This is a genomic window from Streptomyces sp. NPDC005281, assembly GCF_040607495.1.
GTDB lineage: Bacteria > Actinomycetota > Actinomycetes > Streptomycetales > Streptomycetaceae > Streptomyces.
Map to the genome: position 1 here is coordinate 204,115 of NZ_JBEXGX010000009.1, position 18,098 is coordinate 222,212.

Consider the following 18,098-nt stretch of genomic DNA (forward strand, 5'->3'; position numbering starts at 1 on the left):
TGTGTGAAGCACCAGCCCGTCGCTCCCACGCCTGTGCGTGCGAAAACTACCTTCGTCGCCGGAGGTGACCGAACGATGACGGCCGGTGCGAGAGAACCCGTGGTGCGGAGCGAGCGCGCGGACGGCGGCGAGTACGGGGACGCAGCGGGCCGGTGGGCCGCCCCTCCCGGCTGTGTGATCACCGCCGACGGCGCCTACGGGGCACGGCTCGCCCACGACGGCGAGTGCTGGTTCCCGGAGCGCTGGACCCTGGACGGCCCCGAGCCGTACGCCGTACCGCTGCCCGGTCCGCAGCCGGAGGAGCCCGGCGCCGAGGTGCTGCCGCTGTCCGACGGCAGGGTGCTGATCCACCGCGTGGACGACGGGCGCCACGCCTTCTCCCTGCTGTACCCGACCGGGCCGGGCACCGGCGAGCTGTCGCTCGGCGCGGTGGAGTGCCCCGACGCCGGTACCGTCCTGCGGCTGCTGCCGCCCGCGCCGGACGGGGAGCGCGCGTACGCCCTCGCGGTGGGCCGGGGTTCGACGGCGGTGTGGCTGGTGGCGGGCGGCGCGTTCGGCCCGGAGCATCTGGCCGAGGTGCCTGGCCACTGCTCGGGAGGGGTGTGGCTGGACTCCACGGGACGCCTGCTCGCGCTGGACCGTTTCCAGAACGGCCGCACCAAGACCGTGGTCGTCGACCTGGAACGGGGCGGAGAGGTGTCCCCGCTCCTCCAGATCGCCGAGCACAGCAACGACCGGCTGCTCCTGGCGGACGCGGACAGCGGGCTTCTGCTCATCCGGTCGGACGCGCCGTCCCCCGGCCGGGACCGGCTCGGCTGGGGCGTCCTCGGCAGCACCCTGCCCGTCCGGTTCCCGGACTGTCTGAGCGCGACGGGCTGTTCGATCAGCCCGTTCGCGATCCAGCCGGGCCAGGTGCTCACCCCTGAGTCCTGCGCGGTCGCCCTGCGCCTCGACGGACCGGGCGGCACCTGGGTGGGCGTGTGGCGCCCGTCCGAGCGCCGCATCCACCATCGCCCCGCACCCGAGGGCTGGCTGTCCGGCACCGGACTGTGGACCGCGGAGGGGGTTCTCCGGCTGCCGTACGCGACCGGGGCCGTCCCGTGCGGTGTCGCGCTGCTGGATGCGCCCGACGGGGCGGACGAGCCGGCCGCGGAGGAGCCGGCTCCCTCCGGTGTCCCCGCACCACGACCGGTCCCTCTCCAGCAGGCGCCCCTGCGGACCGGCCGCCCGGGCGGTCCGCCCCGGCACGCCCCGAGAACCGATCCGCCCCGGCCGCTCCCGGTCCAGCCGGCTCCGAGGGACGAGGCGGACGCTGCCGTCGACGGGCCCAGGCCGTCGCATGCCGGTGCGGGCCACGCGCCCGAAGGCCCGGAGCCGCTGTCGACGGTGACGAGCCTCACCCCGAGAACCTCGCCCGCCGGGGCGCGGTGGGCGGGCATGGCCTCCAGCCACGAGACGGGCGGAACGGTCCCGCTCGTCGTACGGCTCACCGACGGAAAGGCCGAACCGCTCAGGCCGGCCGTTCCGAGGACCCCCGAGGCCGCCGGACCGGTCCGGCCCAGCCGCTGGACCAGGGTTCCCCTGCCGCACGCACCCCGGACACCCGTACCCGTGACGCCGGCACCCGGGACACCCGCACCCCTGGCGCCCACACCCGGGACACCCACGACCCAGGCACCCGCGCCCCAGACACCCGCTCCCCGGCCCCCGCGTCGGACCGAGTCGGCCGGGACACCCAGCACCGAGCCGAACCTCTGGACCAAGGTCGCCGAGACACCTCCGCCCGGCATGGGACTCAGGACCAGGGCCGACGGGACACTCCCGGGCGGCATGACCGTCGTCCTCGAAACGGCCGAGCCGATTCCACCGGCCACGACGATCGGCACCGGCACCGGCACCGGCACCGGCACCGGCACCGAGGCCATGGTCGACGCCGCGGCCGAGGCCTGTGCCGATCCCGGCCCGGGTGTTGGCGCCGGCGCTTCCGCCGGTGCCTGTCCTGGCATCGGTACGGGCGACTCCGCCGGTGCCGATACGAGTGCGGGCTTCTCCGCGGGTCCCGGTACCGGCGTCGGCGTGGATGCGCGTACCGCCGCCGGTACCGCCCTCGTCGCGTACACCGGCCCCGTCGCCGGCCCGCTCCCGTCCGTCGCGGAACAGCCCCCGACCGAACCGCTCCCGCCCGTCTCGGACCACGGCGTCCGCACCGCCGAACCCCTCCCGGCCGCCGTCGGCCCCGGCCTCTGGACCAGGGTCGCCGAAACGCCCCCGCCCGGCATGAGCCTCGGCGTCAGGGCACGCTCGGCACCCTCGGACCACACCGCTCCCGGGAACGGGAACTCCGACGCGCCGCCGTCCGTCGGCGAGTTCAGGGGCCAGGTCGCTCTGAGGCAGCTCGCCGCCGTACCGCAGGCACCCGCGGAGTCCGGCGGTCCGTGTGTACTAGCCCACACGGACGAGGAGAAAAGGGACGGCACGGGCGAAGAAACGTCACCCTCCGGCTTCCGCGCGATGACGGCACGTTAGACTCCCCCGGCTGTAAAGAAGGATCTTGCATACGGGGTGAACACTTCAATGAACGACTCAAGCACCATGGAAGCGCCGGTCACCGACGTCCACGAGATGTCGGCGACCGCGTCCGAGGGCCACGGCAGACACCGCGGCCCGTTCTCCGGTCACGACGACGAGGCGACCCCTCAGGGGCGCCACCGCAAGCCGTCCGGCCAGCCGGTCACGACGGTCTGACGGTCCGCGGGACAGGCCGGGCCGACCAGCCCGGCACCCGTGACGGACACGGCAGGCACGTCAGGCACGACCGCCCGAGGACGCGACGGCCGGCACGAAGGCCCGAGGGACTCACGGCACGCCGAAACCGGCATACGGCCCCGCTCGCACCATGGCGAGCGGGGCCGTATCCGTGTGTGCTCCCCCAGGTCCCACACGCCTGGGCGCAGTCCGGCTCCCTGCCGCGGCCCGCTCGCCCTCCCCCGCTCCTGACCGGCGGCGGCCGCCCGCTCAGCGAGGAGCACCCTCCCGCTTGAGTCCCAGCACCTCCGCCGCCGCGAACGTCTCGCCGCGCGGGCGGTCCGCGTAGTACGGGGTGAGCAGCGCGTCGAGTTCGTCGTGGCTGAACGTGTCCTGCTTGCTGTCGAACTTCGCCGCCACCCGCGGCCGTTCGACGACCGCGACCATGCCGCCGTGCACCACGAGGAGCTGGCCGTTGACGTGGGCGGCCGCCGGTGAGGCCAAGTAGCCCACGAGCGGGGCGACATGCTCGGGGGCGAGCGGGTCGAGGCCGTCCTCGGGCAGTCCGAACCCGGCGAAGACGTCCTCGGTCATACGGGTGCGGGCGCGCGGGCAGATGACGTTGGCGGTGACGCCGTACTTGGCGAGTGCCAGCGCCGTCGAGGTGGTCAGGCCGACGATCCCGCCCTTCGCCGCCGCATAGTTGGGCTGCCCCGCGGAACCGGCGAGGAAGGCTTCCGACGAGGTGTTCACGATCCGTCCGTAGACGGGCCCGCCGGCCGCCTTCGCGCGGGCCCGCCAGTGGACGGAGGCGAAGTGGGTGGTGTTGAAGTGGCCTTTGAGATGCACCCTGATGACCGAGTCCCATTCGTCCTCGGTCATCGAGAAGACCATCCGGTCACGCAGGATGCCCGCGTTGTTGACGAGAATGTCCAGTTTGCCGAACGCGGTGACGGCCGACTCGACCAGTTCGCGGGCCTGTTCGTGGTCGGCGACGTCCCCGGTGTGGGCGACGGCCCGGCCGCCCCCGGCGCGGATCTCGGCGGCGACCTCCTCGGCCGGGGTGGCCGAGGCCTCGCCCGAACCGTCCCGTCCGGGCTGTCCGTAGTCGTTGACGACGACGGCCGCGCCCAGCCGGCCGAGTTCCAGCGCCTCGGCCCGGCCAAGACCGCGCCCCGCGCCGGTGACGATCGCGGCGAGCCCTTCAAGTGGCAGTGACATCAGGGTCCTTAGCGGTTGTGGTGGAGGACCGCGCCGACGGGTGCCCAGGTCAGATCTCTATGCACGTCCGGAGTGCGGTGCCCGAACGCATCTGGTCGAGCGCCTCGTTGATCCCGGCGAGCGGTACCCGGTGGGTGATCAGGCCTTCGAGGTCGATGCGGCCCGCGCGCCACAGGGCGATCGTGCGCTCGTACGACCGAAGGACGTCCCCGCCTCCGTACATGGAGGGCAGGATGCGCTTCTCGTCGAAGAACAGCTCGAACATGTTGAGCTGGAGGAAGTCGTCCATGGCGCCGGCGCCGACGACGACGAGGGTGCCGCCGCGGCGGGTGTGGTCGTAGGCGGTGCGCGCGGTGGCGGACCTGCCGACGACCTCGAAGACGTAGTCGAAGCCCTCGCCGGCGGTCACCGACTGCTTGGCGTCGGCGAGTTCGTCGGGTGCGACGGCCCTGGTGGCGCCGAAGCCGAGCGCGGCCTCCCGGCGGGAGGCGACCGGGTCGACGGCGACGATCTCGGCGGCTCCCTTGAGCCGGGCGCCCTGGATCGCGGAGATGCCGACGCCTCCGCAGCCGATGACGGCGACCGACGAACCCGCTTCCACGTCGGCGGTGTTGAGGGCCGCGCCGAGTCCGGTGGTGACGCCGCAGCCGATGAGGGCGGCTATGTCGAAGGGCACGTCGTCGGGGATGGGGACCGCGCAGCCCGCGGCGACGACGACCTCCTCGGCGAAGGTGCCGGTGCCGGCGAAGCCGAAGACGTCACCGCCGGGGCGCCTGAAGTTGGGGGTGCCCGCGTTCATGAATCCGGCCAGGCACAGTTCGGTCTGGCCCCTCTTGCAGGAGGGACAGGCCCCGCACGCGGGGAGCCAGCAGATGACGACCCGGTCCCCGGGCTTCACATGGGTGACTCCCTCGCCGACCTCGGTGATCTCGCCCGCGCCCTCGTGTCCGGGCACGAACGGCGCGGGCTGGGGCAGTACGCCGTTCATCGCGGACAGGTCCGAGTGGCACAGTCCCGTGGCCCGTACCCGGACGCGCACCTTGCCGGGCCCGAAGCCCACCGCCTCGACGTCGTCGAGGACCTCGAGTTTGTCCTGGCCTGTCTCGTGCAGTACGGCTGCGCGCATGGTGCGGCTCCCCTCGGGACGGTTCGTACGGGTGTCAGACGTGATCGACGACGGTGTCGGCGAGGACCGGCGCGTCGTCCCGTTCGACCGCGCTCACCGCCACGCGGACGGCGCCGTCGCTCCGCCACATCCGGATGCGCAGGGTCTCGCCGGGGAAGACGACTCCGGCGAAGCGGGTGGTGTACGAGCGGACCCGGGTCACATCGCCGCCGAGCAGGGTGTCGACGACGGCCTTGAGCGTCATGCCGTACGTGCACAGCCCGTGCAGGATCGGCCGGTCGAATCCGGCGAGCTTGGCGAACTCGGGGTCGGCGTGCAGCGGGTTCCAGTCGCCTGACAGCCGGTAGAGCAGGGCCTGGTCCTCACGGATCGCGCGTTCCACGGTCCTGTCGGGTGGACCGGTGGGGGCTTCCAGACGGGCGCTCGGTCCGCGGTCGCCGCCCCAGCCGCCTTCGCCGCGTACGAAGATCTGGGCGTCGTTCGTCCACAACGGGCCGTCGGCGTCCGCCACTTCGGTGCGCATGACGAGGATGGCGGCGGTGCCCTTGTCGTAGACGGCGGCGATGCGCCCGGTGGCGGTGGCGGCGCCCTCGGCGGGGATCGGGCGGTGCAGCCGGACGCTCTGGCCGCCGTGCAGGACGCGGGCGAGGTCGACGTCGACGCCGGGCATGGAGAGTCCGCCGATCACGCCGGGTGAGCCGGCGCCGGCGACGGTGGCGAAGCTCGGCAGGACGTGCAGCCTGGATTCGAGGGTGTACCGCAGCTCGTCGGGGTCGGTCGCGGGAACGCCCGCGCCGAGGCCCAGGTGGTAGAGCTGGACGTCCTTGTGGCTCCAGGCGATCTCGCCGGTCCGCGGTTCCGCTGCGACGGCCTTGGCGGCGTCAATGGGCATGGGGCTCCTGACTCGACTGCGCGAAAGACCTCGATGCGGCCGTCCGCACCGTCGGCCGCACCGAGGTCGACACTGGGCCGTGGAAGACGCTCGTTCTAGAACGCGTTCCAGTACGGCGACCCCTTGTATAGCCCAGCGTTCAGCACTTGTGAAGACTACTGACGCCATGTCAGATTCGGTCGCCGTGCCGGTTCTTACCCCGAACGCGTCGCGGCGGCCGGCCGTGACATTTGTCCCGGCCGATCGCCGACAAGTGCATCTGCCGGGTCACCGCCCCGGACCCCTAGCGTCGTAGTCATGACACAGACAACGGGGACGACGGCGGGAAAGCCGGCGGAGACGTCCGCACCACCGGCGACCGGGACGGCACCGGCGGTGCGCTTCAGGGGCGCGGTCAAGACCTTCGGTGACGTGCGCGCCGTCGCCGGTCTCGACCTCGACGTGGCCGTCGGCGAGACGGTGGCCCTGCTGGGCCGCAACGGCGCGGGCAAGTCGACGGCGATCTCCCTGCTGCTCGGCCTGAACGAGCCGGACGAGGGTTCGGTCACCCTCTTCGGCGCCCGTCCGCAGGAGTCGGTTCGGGCCGGACGGGTCGGCGCGATGCTCCAGGACACCCGGCCGGTGCCGCGGGTCACCGTGCGGGAGCTGGTCGCCTTCGTGGCGGGTCGCTATCCGGCGCCCCTGCCGGTGCCCGAGGCGCTGCGGCTCGCGGGCGTCACGGAACTGGCCGGGCGGCGCGTCGACCGGCTGTCCGGAGGGCAGGCGCAGCGGGTGCGGTTCGCGGTGGCACTCGCCGGGAACCCCGCGCTGATCGTGCTCGACGAGCCCACCGCGGCGCTCGACGTGGAGGCACGGCACGCGTTCTGGGAGTCGATGCGGGCCTACGCCCGGCGCGGTCACACCGTGCTGTTCTCCACGCACTACCTGGAGGAGGCGGACGCGCACGCCGACCGGATCGTCGTCGTCGACCGGGGACGGATCGTCGCGGACGGGACCGGGGAGGAGCTCAGGCGGTCGGCGGGCGGCAACCTGGTCTCCTTCGACCTGGCGGGCCTCGCCGCGGAGAACCTGGCGCTGCTGCCCGGCGTGGTGGCGGTGGAGGTGCGCGGGGATCGGGCCCGGCTGCGCACGGACGACTCGGACGCGACGGTGATCGCGCTGGCCGAACGGGGTGCGATCCGCGGCCTGGAGGTCGTCCCCGCGTCCCTGGACGACGCGTTCCTGGCCCTCACCTCGCACGAACGGGAGACGGTGTGATGTTCGACTATCTGCGGCTCGAAGTACGCCGGACGCTGCGCGACACCGGCTTCGTGATCGGCGGCATCGCGATGCCGGTGATGATGTATCTGCTGTTCACCAACCTCGGCGGGGGCGACGACGGTGCGTGGAGGACCGCGTCGATGGTCGGCATGGCCGCGTACGGGGCGGTCGGTTCGGCGCTGAACACCGGCGGCGGGGTCGCCGAGGACAAGGTGACCGGCTGGCTGCGGCAGCTCCGGGTGACCCCGATGACGTCACGCCAGGTGGTGCTGGGGCGGGCGCTGACCGGTTCGGTGACCGTGCTGCCCGCGATCGTCTCGGTGCTCGCGGCCGGCGGTGTGGTCAACGGCGTACGGCTGGAGGCCTGGCAGTGGGCCGCGACGGCCCTGCTGCTGTGGCTCGGCTCGGTCCCCTTCACCCTGCTCGGCCTCGGCAACGGCTACCGGATGACCGCGCAGACGACGGGTGTCGCGAACATGGTGTGCAATCTGGGGCTCGCGGTGGTCGGCGGCCTGTGGTTCCCGCTCGCCCTCTTCCCCGGCTGGCTCCGCTCGCTCTCCGCATACACGCCCACGAACCGCTTCGCCGAGCTGGGCGTGTCGGTCACCGAGGGCCGGGCGCCGGACCTCACGGCGATCGCGGTACTGATCGCCTGGCTGCTGGCGTTCGGTTCGTACGCTGTGTTCTCGTACCGTCGATCCGCACGAACCGCCTGAAGGGGGAGCTGGACATGCCCTTGATGAAGAGCATCGGCTGTCAGGTCCGCGCGTGGCGGGCCGAGCGGAGCCGCTGGAAGGCCGACATGGAGCGGTTCAAGGCCGAGCAGCGGGCCGCACGCAGGAGCGGCGGGGCGATGCCCGAGAACCCCGGCCCGCCGCCGACCGGCTTCGCGCTGCTGCCGTGGCTGCTGCTGGGGATGGGCGCGTTCTCCAACCTCTTCCAGGGCAGGACGCCGCAGCCCTGGATCGGCGGGGTGGGTCTGTTCGTCTTCAACTCGCTGTACATCTACGTGACGTTCCGCGCGTTCGTGAAGACGAAGCGCGAGGCCCGCTCCACCCGGGCCGCGCTCGTCCTGATGGGAGTGATCACCTGCGGCCTGGCCGTCGGGTACGGGGGAAGCTGGCTGTACTTCTTCCCGCTGCTCGGGCTGGCCACCGGAGCGGTGGTGCGCGGCCCCTGGCTCGGGAAGATCGGGCTCGGTCTGACGGCGCTCGCCGCTGCGGTGTCCGCCGTCCGGGCGGGCTGGGACGCGGTGAACGTCGCCTACGGCACCTTCCTGTCCACGATGGTCACGGCGGCGATCCTCTCCCTCTCCGAGGCGGTACGGGAACTGCGGGCGGCCCGCGAGGAGTTGGCGCGCCGGGCCGTCGAGAAGGAGCGGATGCGCTTCTCCCGCGACCTGCACGACCTGCTCGGGCACACGCTCTCCGTCATCGTGGTGAAGTCGGAGGCGGCCCGCAGGCTGGCTCCCCGGGACATGGACGCGGCGCTCGTGCAGGTCACGGACATCGAGTCGGTCGGCCGGCAGGCACTGACGGAGATCCGCGAGGCGGTCACCGGCTATCGCGAGGGCAGTCTCGCAACGGAGCTGGACGGCGCGCGCTCGGCGCTCTCCGCGACGGGGGTGGAACCGGTCGTCCGGCAGTCGGGCCCGCCCCTGGTCCCGCAGACGGAGGCCCTGCTCGGCTGGGTGCTCCGCGAGGCCGTCACCAACGTCGTACGCCACAGCGACGCGACGCGCTGCGAGATCACCGTCGACGGCACCGCGGACCTCGTCCGTCTGACCGTCTCGGACAACGGCTCCGACGCGTCCCCGGCGGATCCCGAACCGGGCATCGGCGGCACCGGCCTCAAGGGGCTCGCCGAACGTCTCGCGACGGCCGGCGGCTCCCTGCGGGCAGGGCGGACGCCGCGCGGCGGTTTCGAGGTGAGGGCCGAACTCCCCGTGGAGGCGGCCGACTTGACGGAGGCGTCGATCTGAGCGGCGCCGCTCAGGTGGTGCCGGGTCCGAGCAGTGAGTCGGTGAGGCGTTCCGCGGCCGTCCGGTCGAGGGGGGCGTGGCCGAGCAGGAAGCGGTACCAGAACAGGCCGTAGACCTGGTCGACCATCAGGTCCAGGTCCCGGTCGGCGGGGAGTTCGCCCCGTGCGCGGCCGCGGTCGAGGACGTCGTGCAGCAGGGCGCGCCGGGTGCCCGTGTAGGTGCGCAGCAGCTCGGCGAGGTGCGGGTCGGCCGCCGCCTCGCGGACGAGGGTGCGCAGGGCCGGGGCCCAGGGGGCGCGCTGGGCGGCGTCGAAGGTGGCGGCGACGATCGTGTTCAGGTCCTCGCGGAGCGAGCCGGTGTCCGGGGGCGGCACGTCCTGGTCCGCGCGGTCGGTGAGCGCGTCCAGGAGGACGGCGCCTTTCGAGGGCCACCAGCGGTAGAGGGTCTGCTTGCCGACGCCGGCCGCGCGCGCGACGGCCTCCACGGTGATGGGAGCGCCCTTGGACTCCACGAGCAGTCGCAGCGCCGCGTCGAGGATCGCCCGCCGCACGGCTTCGTTGCGCCGTCGCCCGGTGTGCGGCCGCACCGCGACCTCACCGGGGGCGGAATCCTCCGAAGTGCGGTCGCCGGGAGCCTGTCCGGTGGCCGCGTTCCCGGCGGTGCGGTCACCCGGGGCCGGTTCGGAGGTCGCGTTCCCGGCGGTGCGGTCGCCCGGAGCCGGTCCGGTGGCCGCGTTCCCGGCGGTGCGGGGGCCGTCGCCGTCCTTGGCGCGGGCCGGGCTCTTCCCCGGGGCGTCGTTCGCTTCCATGGCTCGATCTTCTCCCATCGTGGCGCGCCGGCTCCGCGAACCCTTGACGAGACCGCCAGTCTCGGCAACACTTTAACGAGACCGCCAGTCTCGTCAAGAGGCTCAGCAGAAGCCTCGCCGCTCCGGAAGGGGAAGCCCCGCCATGAGCACCACCCCGAGCACCACGAACACTCCGAACACCACCGACACCGAGATCGGCGCCTCCCCGAACCTCCCGCTCGCCGGACAGCGCGTCGTGGTGATGGGCGGCAGCTCCGGCATCGGCGAGGCCACTGCGGCCCTCTTCGCCGCGGACGGCGCCGAAGTGGTCGTCACCGGCCGCGACCGGCAGAAGCTGGAGGCCGCGGCCGGCCGGATCGGCGGCAAGACGACCACCTACCGTCTCGACGGCACGGACCCGGCACAGATCGACGCGTACTTCGCCCAGTCGGGCCCGGTGGACCACCTGGTCCTCGCGCTCAGCGGAGCCGCGGGCGCCGGCCCCTTCGCCGAGCTGGACCTCGCCGAGCTGGAGACCGGGTTCGCCGCGAAGTTCTGGCCGTACGTGCGGATCCTGCGGGCAGCCCTGCCCCACCTGCGGGCGGACGGCTCCGTGACGCTGGTGACCGCGGCCTCGGCACGCGCCGCGTTCCCGGGGACGGCGGGTCTCGCGGCGATCAACGGCGCCCTGGAGGCGATGGTCCCTCCGCTGGCCGTCGAACTGGCTCCGCTGCGGATCAACGCCGTCTCCCCCGGGGTGGTCGACACACCCTGGTGGGACGCCGTGCCGGCCGCACAGCGCGAGGTCCTGTTCCAGGGGATCGCCGACACGAGCCCGGTGGGCCGGGTCGGCCGCCCCGGCGACATAGCCCGCGCCCTGCACCTGCTCGCCACCAACGGCTTCGTCACCGGTGTCGTCCTCGACTGCACCGGCGGGGCCAACCTGGCCACGGGCCGCTGACCCCGATGGCCGGACGGGCGCCGTACGGCGACCGTCCGGCCACCGTCGAACCCCCGGGGAATGGGTGGACTTGACGTCCCGACGGGGGCTCGACATGTCCTCCGGCGGCTACGGCGCCCAGGGAGCCGTGACCGCCCAGCTCACGTCGTCCGTCCACGAGGTGGCGCTGTCGAAGGCGTTCGAGCCGCCGTCGCTCGCTATGTAGACGTTGTAGTTGTAGTGCCGGAGGTATCTCGTCGGGTAGTTGTACGACGCGAACGAGGTCCCCGTACCGCTCTTGCCGGTCCCGGCGCAGAACGTGGCGTCCTGTCTGAACTGCGCGGTGCCGACCATGGGTTGGCGGTAGAGCTGGTAGTTGAAGTGCCGCAGGAAGTCGCCCGGGTAGTTCCGCGACTCGAAGGAGTAGCAGGAACTGTCGGCGAGACCCCTGCGGACGATCCAGGTGGCGTCGCCCTTGTCGAGTGCCGAACTGCTCGAGGTGACGGCCGAGACGACCGCCGCGTTGTTCTGGTGGCGGATGTAGTCGCTCGTGCAGCAGGCGGTGGTCGCCCGCAGCGAGATCTCCGACCCGGCCGCCAGCGAGCCCGTGCTGCCGGTCGAGGCGCCGTAGCCGACGGAGACGATGTTCGACTGCACCAGGTTGTCCGCGGCGTCCGTCGGGATGCCCGAGGTCATGACGCCCTCGAAGAAGGAACCGATGGAGCCGTTGCTGTTGTCGCCGCCGGTGCCCAGGACGATCGCGCCCTCCTGATGCATGGGCGAGTAGCCACTGGTGGTGGGTTCACCCCCGGAATAGGTGGTCGTGAGACTGCCCGATTGGGCGTTGCCGTATTTCAGCGCGAAATGGTCCTGACCGTTGTTCTTCAGCAAAGCGGTCACGAAGGGCATCGCCCCGGTTCCGGTGTTCGACGTGTTCTTGCTGTATCCGGCGTCCGACTGGAACAGCCCGTTCTCCAGGTCGGCCTGCACCCACGGGCCCTGGCCGTAGCAGGGCGAGAACCAGCACTCGGTGCCGAAGTTGATCGCGTCCATGTGGCCGTTGCCGGTGTCCAGGTTGTTGGTCTCGGCGTTGCCGTAGTCGAAGCAGCAGCTGCCGTTCACATGGGTGCCGGAGGTCACCATGTACATCCCCTCGGCCGCCCCGTCGGTGGCCACGCCCGAGGTGGAGTTGTCGCGGTAGCCCATGCCGGCCGAGATCTCCAGACCGTAGACCTGGTGGCCGCCGGCGGTCACCGGAAGCGCGTCCGCGGGAGCCCCGACGTCGGCCGCGCCCGCTCCGCCCGCACCCTCGACCGTGAGGTCGTTGTGGCGCGATGACTGGTCGTAGATCTTCGTGATGATGCAGGTGGTGCCCGTACAGAAGGAGTCCTGCGCCGCCGCGTTCGCGTATCCGCCCGCCGCCAGGAGACCGATGTTCGCCGTGGCGCTGTCGGAGGCGCGCTGCACCTGGTAGAGCGAGCCGTTGTACGACGAGTAGAGCGCCCTGACGAGGCTGTGCGCGGCGACACAGGGGGTGCCCGCGGTGGCGTAGATGTCGCAGGGGAGCGAGCCCGCGGCGGCGGCCTGCGGCGCGCCGACAGCGAGAGCGACGACAGCCGCCAGCGCCGACAGCACGGCCAGAGCCGTGTTTCTGAGGCGCTGTAAGCGCACGAAGGATGACAACACGGTGCACCTCTTCCGTTCCTGGTAGGACAGTGCGGGTGTCCGGTCGATATACCGGACATCGTTCGATCGAAATACCGAACCAATTCCCGGTCGAAATGCCGAACGTTTGCGAAAATCGGCCCGGCTCAGGAATTACAAAGGGGAGTGCTGAATTCCGAGGCGATTATTTGCCCGCAGCCGGGGGCCGTCAAGACTCGCGGACTCGACCGAGGCCGATTTTTCGACGGCCCCCGAAGCGCGCACCACGGCCGGCCGGGGACCCGTCCCGCCTTACGCTTGGCCGCGTGAACGAGATGCCCCGGGACCACCGGCCCGCCAAGTCCATCCGTGTGCTGCTCGCCGAGGACCAGGGAATGATGCGCGGGGCGCTCGCTCTGCTGCTCGGGATGGAGCCGGACATCGAGGTGGTAGCGCAGGTGTCCGCCGGGGACGAGATCGTGGACACGGCACTGGTCAGCCGGCCCGATGTGGCCTTGCTGGACATCGAGTTGCCGGGAATGAGCGGGCTGGACGCCGCCGCCGAACTACGGGAGCAGGCACCCGACTGCCGGGTGCTGATCCTCACCACCTTCGGCCGTCCCGGATATCTGCGGCGGGCCATGGAGGCGGGGGCCGCCGGGTTCCTGGTCAAGGACGGGCCCGTGGAGGAACTGGCCGAGGCGATCCGGCGGGTGCTGACCGGGGAGACCGTCATCGACACGGCGCTCGCCGCCGCCGCGCTGAGCGCCGGGCCCAGTCCGCTCACGGCCCGTGAGTGCGACGTGCTGAAGGCCTCGGTGGACGGCGCCACCGTCGCCGACATCGCCGGCAAGCTGCACCTCTCCGAATCGACCGTCCGCAACTACCTCTCCTCCGCCATCGGCAAGACGGGCACCCGCAACCGCATGGAGGCGATGCGGGAGGCCCGCCAACAGGGGTGGCTGTAGCGCCTGTTCGTCCGACGCGGCCGTGCTCGCCACCGGGGTCCGGCGGCGGGCACAGCCTGGTCGTCGCACGTCCGCCCTCGCTACCTCGTCACCTTCGCCGTCCCCGACCCGTAGTGCTTTCCCGTCGGCGCCACGCACACGAACCAGTTCGGCTGGGAGCCGTCCACCGGTCGGATCAGGTCCTCGTAGGACTCACCGAGGCCGGTCCCCGGGGCGGCCTTACCGGCCTTGATCGTCGTACCGTCGTCCCATGTGCAGGTGACCTCCTCGGCGGTCGGGGCGACCTTGCCGATGATGAGTCGCTGAGACGACGCGGCACCACCGGGCCGGTCGGAATCCAATGGCATCGAAGCGGCCTCGATATCGTTGCCCGAGAGCGTGTCCCCGTGCTCCACCGCTCCGTTCAGCACCGTCGTCATCATGTAGCCGTCGATCAAGCGGACGAAGACCCAGCCCTTGCCGACAAGCTCCGAGGCGCCGCGGATTCCCGTCGGGGAGAAGCCGTATGCCTGCATCCGGGTCCACTGACGGCGCGCCTCCGTGTCGTTCTTCGGTGATCCCCACACCAGGACCTGCGCACCCCACTCCTTCCCGTGATCGGTCCCTCGCGCCACGGTGGTCACCTGCGGCCTCAGCACATGCCGCTCCTCGGGCGTCGACGGCCCGGTCACGGCCGGGGCGACCCGCCTGCCGTCCCCGCCCGTCCCCCCCGCCAGCGCCAGCGTCCCCGTGGAGCCGGCGATGACCAGGGCGGCCGCCACCGCCATCGCCCAGCGGCGCGCCCTGCGGCGGCGGCCGCCGCGGAGCACCGCCTGGTACGGGGCTATGCCGATCTCGACCTCGTCCGCCGCCTCGGCCAGCAGGAAGGCGATGTCCGCGTCCGTCGCCATGTCGTGATTCGTCTCCCGGTTCGTGTTCATCGTGTCTGCCCTCCGTGCGTCACCGTGTCCGCCAGGCCCGGTATGACGCGGAGTTTCGCGATCCCCTTGGCCGCGTTGCTCTTCACCGCACCCACCGAGCAGCCCATCGCCTCGGCCGCCTGGCTCTCGCTCAGGTCCTCCCAGTAGCGAAGGACCACCGCCTGGCGCTGGCGCGGAGGCAGTTGAGAGAGGGCGGTGACCAGGGCGCCGCGGTCGTCGGCGCGGGCGATCGGGTCACCGCTGTCGGGAACCTCTCGCGTCAGCCCCGAGTCGTCCTTCGGCGCGAGGAACTCCTTGAGTTTTCTGCGGTGTTTGCGAGCGTGCGCGTTGATCATCACGCGCCGCACATACGCCTCCGGTTCGTCTGCCGAACCGACCCTGCGCCAGGCCACGTACACCTGTTCCAGCGTCGTCTGGACCAGGTCCTCCGCGGCGTGCTGCTCCCCCGTCAGGAGAAATGCCGTACGCATCAGCCGCGGCCAACGGCCGATGACGAAGCTCTGGAACTCCTCGTCCCTAGCCTGTTTCCGATCCCCCATGAGCACCTCCTAGATATTTCAAGGAGTCCACGGACACCGGATTTCGTTGCCTCACCCGCGCGAGATTCTCCGCGGCAGCCAGACGAGCATCAGCAGTGCCCCGGCCAGCAGCATCACCCCGCTGACACGGAACGCCAGCGCGTACCCGGCGGTCAGTGCTTCCCCGGAGACACTTCCGCCCGTACGGGTCGCCGCGATCGTGGACATGATCGCGAGCCCCAGTGAACCGCCCATCACCCGTGAGGTGTTGACCAGGCCCGACACCAGCCCGGCGTCCTCCGGCACGGCGCCCGAGGTCGCGATCGAGGCCAGCGGGGTCGCGGCCAGCCCGGCGCCGGCCATCATCAGGATGCCGGGAAACATGATCGCCGTGAGGTACGGGCCGTCGGCCGTCATGGTCGACTGCCAGCCGAACCCGGTCGCGGCCAGGAGCGTGCCGAGGACCGCCACGTTGCGCGCCCCGACGACCGGCATCAGGCGCGGCGCCGACTTCGAGCCGACGACCACGGCGAGCGAACTCGGCACCAGGGCGAGGCCCGCGCCCAGCGGCGAGTAGCCGAGCACGTTCTGCGCGTACAGCGTCATGAAGAACCACATGCAGAACATCGCCGAGCCGGAGACGAACATGGCCGCGTTCGCCGACGACACCGACCGCAGCCGCAGCAGCTTCAGCGGCATCAGCGGCGCCCGGGTCCGCGCCTCCACGGCCAGGAAGGCCCCGATGAGCGCCGCTCCCGCGCAGAGCGGCACGAGCGTCGCCGCCGCGGACCAGCCCTCGGCCTCCGTCTGCACGATCCCGTACGCCAGGGTCGCCAGGCCCGCCGTCACCAGGAGCGCGCCGGGCAGATCGAGCCGTCGCCCGTCCCCGGCCCGGCTCTCCGTCAGCCGGCGCGCCGCGACGGCCAGCACGATCGCTCCGACGGGCACGTTGATGAGGAGCACCCAGCGCCACGACAGCCCGTCGACCAGCAGTCCGCCGACGAGTCCGCCCGCCGCGCCGCCGCCGGCGCCCACGGCGGTCCAGGTCGCGATGGCCCGGGCACGCGCGGCACCCTCGGGGACGGCCGACGTCAGGATCGTCAGGGTCGAGGGCGCGAGCACCGCGGCCCCCAAGCCCTGCGCGGCCCGCGCGAGGAGCAGTTGGGTGCCTTCCTGGGCGAGGCCGCCGGCCGCCGACGCGAGCGTGAAGAGCGCGAGACCCACCAGGAACATCCGCTTGCGCCCGTACAGGTCACCGGCCCGCCCGCCGAGAAGCATGAATCCGGCGAAGGCGATCGAGTAGGCGTTCACCACCCACTGGAGGCCGGGGGCGCTCAGCCCCAGGTCGGTCCGCATGGAGGGCAGGGCCACGTTGACGACGGACACGTCCAGCACGACCAGGAACTGTCCGGCACACGCGAGCGCGATCACCACCCAGGTGGGCGGGGCGCTACGGGTGGACGTCCGGGTGTCTTCAGCGGCTCGGAGCATGACTGTCATGCTCTCAACCCGCTTACGGTCCTTGCATCAGGATTTCGGCCGAGACCGGAGTACGGCACGAGACCTAGGCCGGGCGGGGGTAGGGGGGCGGGGTTGGACCGGGAGCGGGCCGGCAGGGGCGGGCCGAGGACGGGGGCAGGTCGAGGACAGAGTTGGGCCGGGGGCAGGTCGAGGGCGAGGGTGGTCAAGGGCGGGGTTGGGCCGGGGGCGGATCGAGGGCGACGGAAGGTCGAGGCCAAGGTTGGGCGCGGTCGCGTCAAGGGCGCGGGCAGGCCGAAGCCGGGGATTGGGCCGAGGTTGGGCCGGGGTCGGGTCTCGGTCGAGTCGGGGGGCGCGGGCAGGTCGAAGGCGGGATCTGTGCCGGGGCGGGGCGGTGGGGGGTACTCGGTCAGGTCAGGCTCCCGCTCGTAGCAGCGTGACCACCGCCGCGCCGCCCAGTCCGATGTTGTGGGCGAGTCCGACCCGCGCCCCCGGCACCTGGCGCGCCTCCGCCTGGCCCCTCAACTGCCACACCAGCTCGGCCACCTGGGCGATTCCGGTCGCTCCCAGCGGATGGCCCTTGGAGATCAGCCCGCCGGAGGGGTTCACCACCCAGCGTCCGCCGTACGTCGTCGCCCCGGACTCGACGAGTGCGCCCGACTCGCCCTCCCCGCACATGCCGAGCGCCTCGTAGGTCAGCAGTTCGTTGACGGAGAAGCAGTCGTGGAGCTCCACGACGTCCACGTCCTCGATGCCGAGCCCGGAACGCTCGTACACCCGGCGCGCGGCCTCCCGTGACATCGGCTGTCCGACGACGTCGATGCAGGAGCCGGAGGCGAAGGACTCCTCGGTGTCGGTGGTCATCGCCTGGGCGACGATCTCGACCGCCTTGTCCTCCAACCCGTGCCGCTCGGCGAACCGTTCGGACACGACGACGGCCGCGGCGGCTCCGTCCGAGGTCGGCGAGCACTGGAGCCGGGTCAGCGGCCGGTGGACGGCCTTGGCGGCGAGGACCTCGTCGACGGAGTACACGTCCTGGAACTGGGCGTACGGGTTGTTCGCCGAGTGACGGTGGTTCTTGGCGCCGACGGCGGCGAGCTGTGCCTCGGTCGTGCCGTAGCGCTCCATGTGCTCGCGGGCCGCGTCGCCGAAGATCTGCGCGGTCGGCGGTGACATCTCGAAGCCGTGCCGGGCTGCCATGACACCGTAGTGGCGGGCGACGGGCGACGTGGAGAAGTCCCCGCCGTCGGCACCCGATCCGAGCGATCCCCGCTTCATCTTCTCGAAGCCCAGCGCGAGGACGCAGTCGGAGATCCCGCCCTCCACGAACTGCCGGGCCAGCATCAACGCACTCGCTCCGGTGGCGCAGTTGTTGTTGACGTTGTAGACGGGCACGCCGGTCAGGCCGAGTTCGTAGGCGGCGCGCTGACCGGCGGTGGACGCCTGGAAGCAGTAGCCGACGGGGACCTGCTCCACTTCCGTGTAAGGGATCCCCGCGTCGGCGAGGGCGTTGGAACCGGCCTCCCGGACCATGTCCCAGTACTGCCACTCCCGGGTCTCGGGCTTCTCGAACCTGGTCATACCCACACCGACGACGTACGTCCTCATGACTCGCTC

General features: G+C 72.0%; 15 protein-coding genes and 1 pseudogene. 7 read left to right on the forward strand and 9 right to left on the reverse strand.

What is annotated here, in order from left to right; all coding sequences use genetic code 11:
• Positions 1-102 precede the first annotated feature (102 nt).
• Together ABZV42_RS15455 and ABZV42_RS15460 are read left to right on the forward strand one after the other, a co-directional pair.
• A pseudogene (locus ABZV42_RS15455) lies at positions 103-1,113 on the forward strand (hypothetical protein); the annotation flags it as partial.
• Positions 1,114-2,574: 1,461 nt separating this feature from the next.
• Positions 2,575-2,745, forward strand: a complete 171-nt coding sequence (locus ABZV42_RS15460; RefSeq protein ID WP_355985094.1) for a hypothetical protein — start codon at positions 2,575-2,577, stop codon at positions 2,743-2,745.
• 270 nt (positions 2,746-3,015) lie between these two features.
• Here ABZV42_RS15460 and ABZV42_RS15465 read toward each other — a convergent pair whose 3' ends face one another.
• From ABZV42_RS15465 to ABZV42_RS15475, 3 genes are read right to left on the reverse strand one after another with little or no spacing between them, the layout of a single operon-like run.
• The gene (locus tag ABZV42_RS15465; protein WP_356052186.1) at positions 3,016-3,966 is read right to left on the reverse strand and encodes a 3-oxoacyl-ACP reductase; all 951 of its coding nucleotides are present in this window, start codon (positions 3,964-3,966) and stop codon (positions 3,016-3,018) included.
• 49 nt (positions 3,967-4,015) lie between these two features.
• Positions 4,016-5,092: a Zn-dependent alcohol dehydrogenase gene (locus tag ABZV42_RS15470; RefSeq protein ID WP_356052188.1), complete on the reverse strand. Its 1,077-nt coding sequence runs from the start codon at positions 5,090-5,092 to the stop codon at positions 4,016-4,018.
• Between the two features lie 34 nt (positions 5,093-5,126).
• On the reverse strand, positions 5,127-5,984 hold the full coding sequence (locus tag ABZV42_RS15475; RefSeq protein WP_355985088.1) for a MaoC/PaaZ C-terminal domain-containing protein: 858 nt from the start codon (positions 5,982-5,984) through the stop codon (positions 5,127-5,129).
• A gap of 375 nt (positions 5,985-6,359) precedes the next feature.
• On the opposite strand from ABZV42_RS15475, the gene ABZV42_RS15480 reads away from it, so the two are divergent.
• Genes ABZV42_RS15480 through ABZV42_RS15490 form a run of 3 tightly spaced genes read left to right on the forward strand, consistent with a single transcriptional unit; the run spans position 6,360 to position 9,225 of the window.
• Positions 6,360-7,241 (forward strand): ABC transporter ATP-binding protein, encoded by an 882-nt coding sequence (locus ABZV42_RS15480; RefSeq protein WP_355985228.1) that lies wholly within the window; start codon positions 6,360-6,362, stop codon positions 7,239-7,241.
• Positions 7,241-7,960 (forward strand): ABC transporter permease, encoded by a 720-nt coding sequence (locus ABZV42_RS15485; RefSeq protein WP_355985086.1) that lies wholly within the window; start codon positions 7,241-7,243, stop codon positions 7,958-7,960. Before ABZV42_RS15480 ends, ABZV42_RS15485 begins: the two co-directional genes overlap by 1 nt.
• A gap of 14 nt (positions 7,961-7,974) precedes the next feature.
• Entirely contained in the window at positions 7,975-9,225 is a 1,251-nt protein-coding gene (locus ABZV42_RS15490) for a sensor histidine kinase (protein WP_356052190.1), read from the forward strand.
• Between the two features lie 10 nt (positions 9,226-9,235).
• On the opposite strand, the gene ABZV42_RS15495 is transcribed toward ABZV42_RS15490, so the two are convergent.
• On the reverse strand, positions 9,236-10,033 hold the full coding sequence (locus ABZV42_RS15495) for a TetR/AcrR family transcriptional regulator (RefSeq protein WP_356052192.1): 798 nt from the start codon (positions 10,031-10,033) through the stop codon (positions 9,236-9,238).
• Between the two features lie 142 nt (positions 10,034-10,175).
• On the opposite strand from ABZV42_RS15495, the gene ABZV42_RS15500 reads away from it, so the two are divergent.
• On the forward strand, positions 10,176-10,973 hold the full coding sequence (locus ABZV42_RS15500) for an SDR family oxidoreductase (protein WP_356052194.1): 798 nt from the start codon (positions 10,176-10,178) through the stop codon (positions 10,971-10,973).
• A 108-nt stretch (positions 10,974-11,081) separates the two neighbouring features.
• On the opposite strand, the gene ABZV42_RS15505 is transcribed toward ABZV42_RS15500, so the two are convergent.
• The gene (locus ABZV42_RS15505) at positions 11,082-12,623 is read right to left on the reverse strand and encodes an alpha-L-arabinofuranosidase B (RefSeq protein ID WP_355985078.1); all 1,542 of its coding nucleotides are present in this window, start codon (positions 12,621-12,623) and stop codon (positions 11,082-11,084) included.
• 308 nt (positions 12,624-12,931) lie between these two features.
• On the opposite strand from ABZV42_RS15505, the gene ABZV42_RS15510 reads away from it, so the two are divergent.
• A complete protein-coding gene (locus tag ABZV42_RS15510; RefSeq protein ID WP_356052241.1) occupies positions 12,932-13,564 on the forward strand; it encodes a response regulator transcription factor in 633 nt (210 codons plus the stop codon).
• Between the two features lie 80 nt (positions 13,565-13,644).
• On the opposite strand, the gene ABZV42_RS15515 is transcribed toward ABZV42_RS15510, so the two are convergent.
• The 4 genes from ABZV42_RS15515 to ABZV42_RS15530 all read right to left on the reverse strand — a co-directional run bounded on the left by ABZV42_RS15515 (position 13,645) and on the right by ABZV42_RS15530 (position 18,089).
• A complete protein-coding gene (locus ABZV42_RS15515) occupies positions 13,645-14,484 on the reverse strand; it encodes a hypothetical protein (protein ID WP_356052198.1) in 840 nt (279 codons plus the stop codon).
• Entirely contained in the window at positions 14,481-15,023 is a 543-nt protein-coding gene (locus ABZV42_RS15520; RefSeq protein ID WP_356052200.1) for a SigE family RNA polymerase sigma factor, read from the reverse strand. The genes ABZV42_RS15515 and ABZV42_RS15520 overlap by 4 nt, the downstream gene beginning before the upstream one ends.
• Before the next feature lie 51 nt (positions 15,024-15,074).
• Positions 15,075-16,493, reverse strand: coding sequence for a DHA2 family efflux MFS transporter permease subunit (locus tag ABZV42_RS15525; protein WP_356052202.1), 1,419 nt, complete (start codon positions 16,491-16,493; stop codon positions 15,075-15,077).
• Between the two features lie 402 nt (positions 16,494-16,895).
• Positions 16,896-18,089 carry a lipid-transfer protein gene (locus ABZV42_RS15530; protein ID WP_355985071.1) on the reverse strand — a complete coding sequence of 398 codons (1,194 nt, stop codon included), beginning with the start codon at positions 18,087-18,089 and terminating at the stop codon, positions 16,896-16,898.
• Between the last annotated feature and the right edge of the window lie 9 nt (positions 18,090-18,098).

Bases quoted from the DNA above. Each gene is read 5' to 3' on its own strand.
- ABZV42_RS15460 (WP_355985094.1), top strand. From the start codon at position 2,575: ATGAACGACTCAAGCACCATGGAAGCGCCGGTCACCGACGTCCACGAG.
- ABZV42_RS15465 (WP_356052186.1), bottom strand. From the start codon at position 3,966: ATGTCACTGCCACTTGAAGGGCTCGCCGCGATCGTCACCGGCGCGGGG.
- ABZV42_RS15470 (WP_356052188.1), bottom strand. From the start codon at position 5,092: ATGCGCGCAGCCGTACTGCACGAGACAGGCCAGGACAAACTCGAGGTC.
- ABZV42_RS15475 (WP_355985088.1), bottom strand. From the start codon at position 5,984: ATGCCCATTGACGCCGCCAAGGCCGTCGCAGCGGAACCGCGGACCGGC.
- ABZV42_RS15485 (WP_355985086.1), top strand. From the start codon at position 7,241: ATGTTCGACTATCTGCGGCTCGAAGTACGCCGGACGCTGCGCGACACC.
- ABZV42_RS15490 (WP_356052190.1), top strand. From the start codon at position 7,975: ATGCCCTTGATGAAGAGCATCGGCTGTCAGGTCCGCGCGTGGCGGGCC.
- ABZV42_RS15495 (WP_356052192.1), bottom strand. From the start codon at position 10,033: ATGGAAGCGAACGACGCCCCGGGGAAGAGCCCGGCCCGCGCCAAGGAC.
- ABZV42_RS15500 (WP_356052194.1), top strand. From the start codon at position 10,176: ATGAGCACCACCCCGAGCACCACGAACACTCCGAACACCACCGACACC.
- ABZV42_RS15510 (WP_356052241.1), top strand. From the start codon at position 12,932: ATGCCCCGGGACCACCGGCCCGCCAAGTCCATCCGTGTGCTGCTCGCC.
- ABZV42_RS15515 (WP_356052198.1), bottom strand. From the start codon at position 14,484: ATGAACACGAACCGGGAGACGAATCACGACATGGCGACGGACGCGGAC.
- ABZV42_RS15520 (WP_356052200.1), bottom strand. From the start codon at position 15,023: ATGGGGGATCGGAAACAGGCTAGGGACGAGGAGTTCCAGAGCTTCGTC.
- ABZV42_RS15525 (WP_356052202.1), bottom strand. From the start codon at position 16,493: ATGCTCCGAGCCGCTGAAGACACCCGGACGTCCACCCGTAGCGCCCCG.
- ABZV42_RS15530 (WP_355985071.1), bottom strand. From the start codon at position 18,089: ATGAGGACGTACGTCGTCGGTGTGGGTATGACCAGGTTCGAGAAGCCC.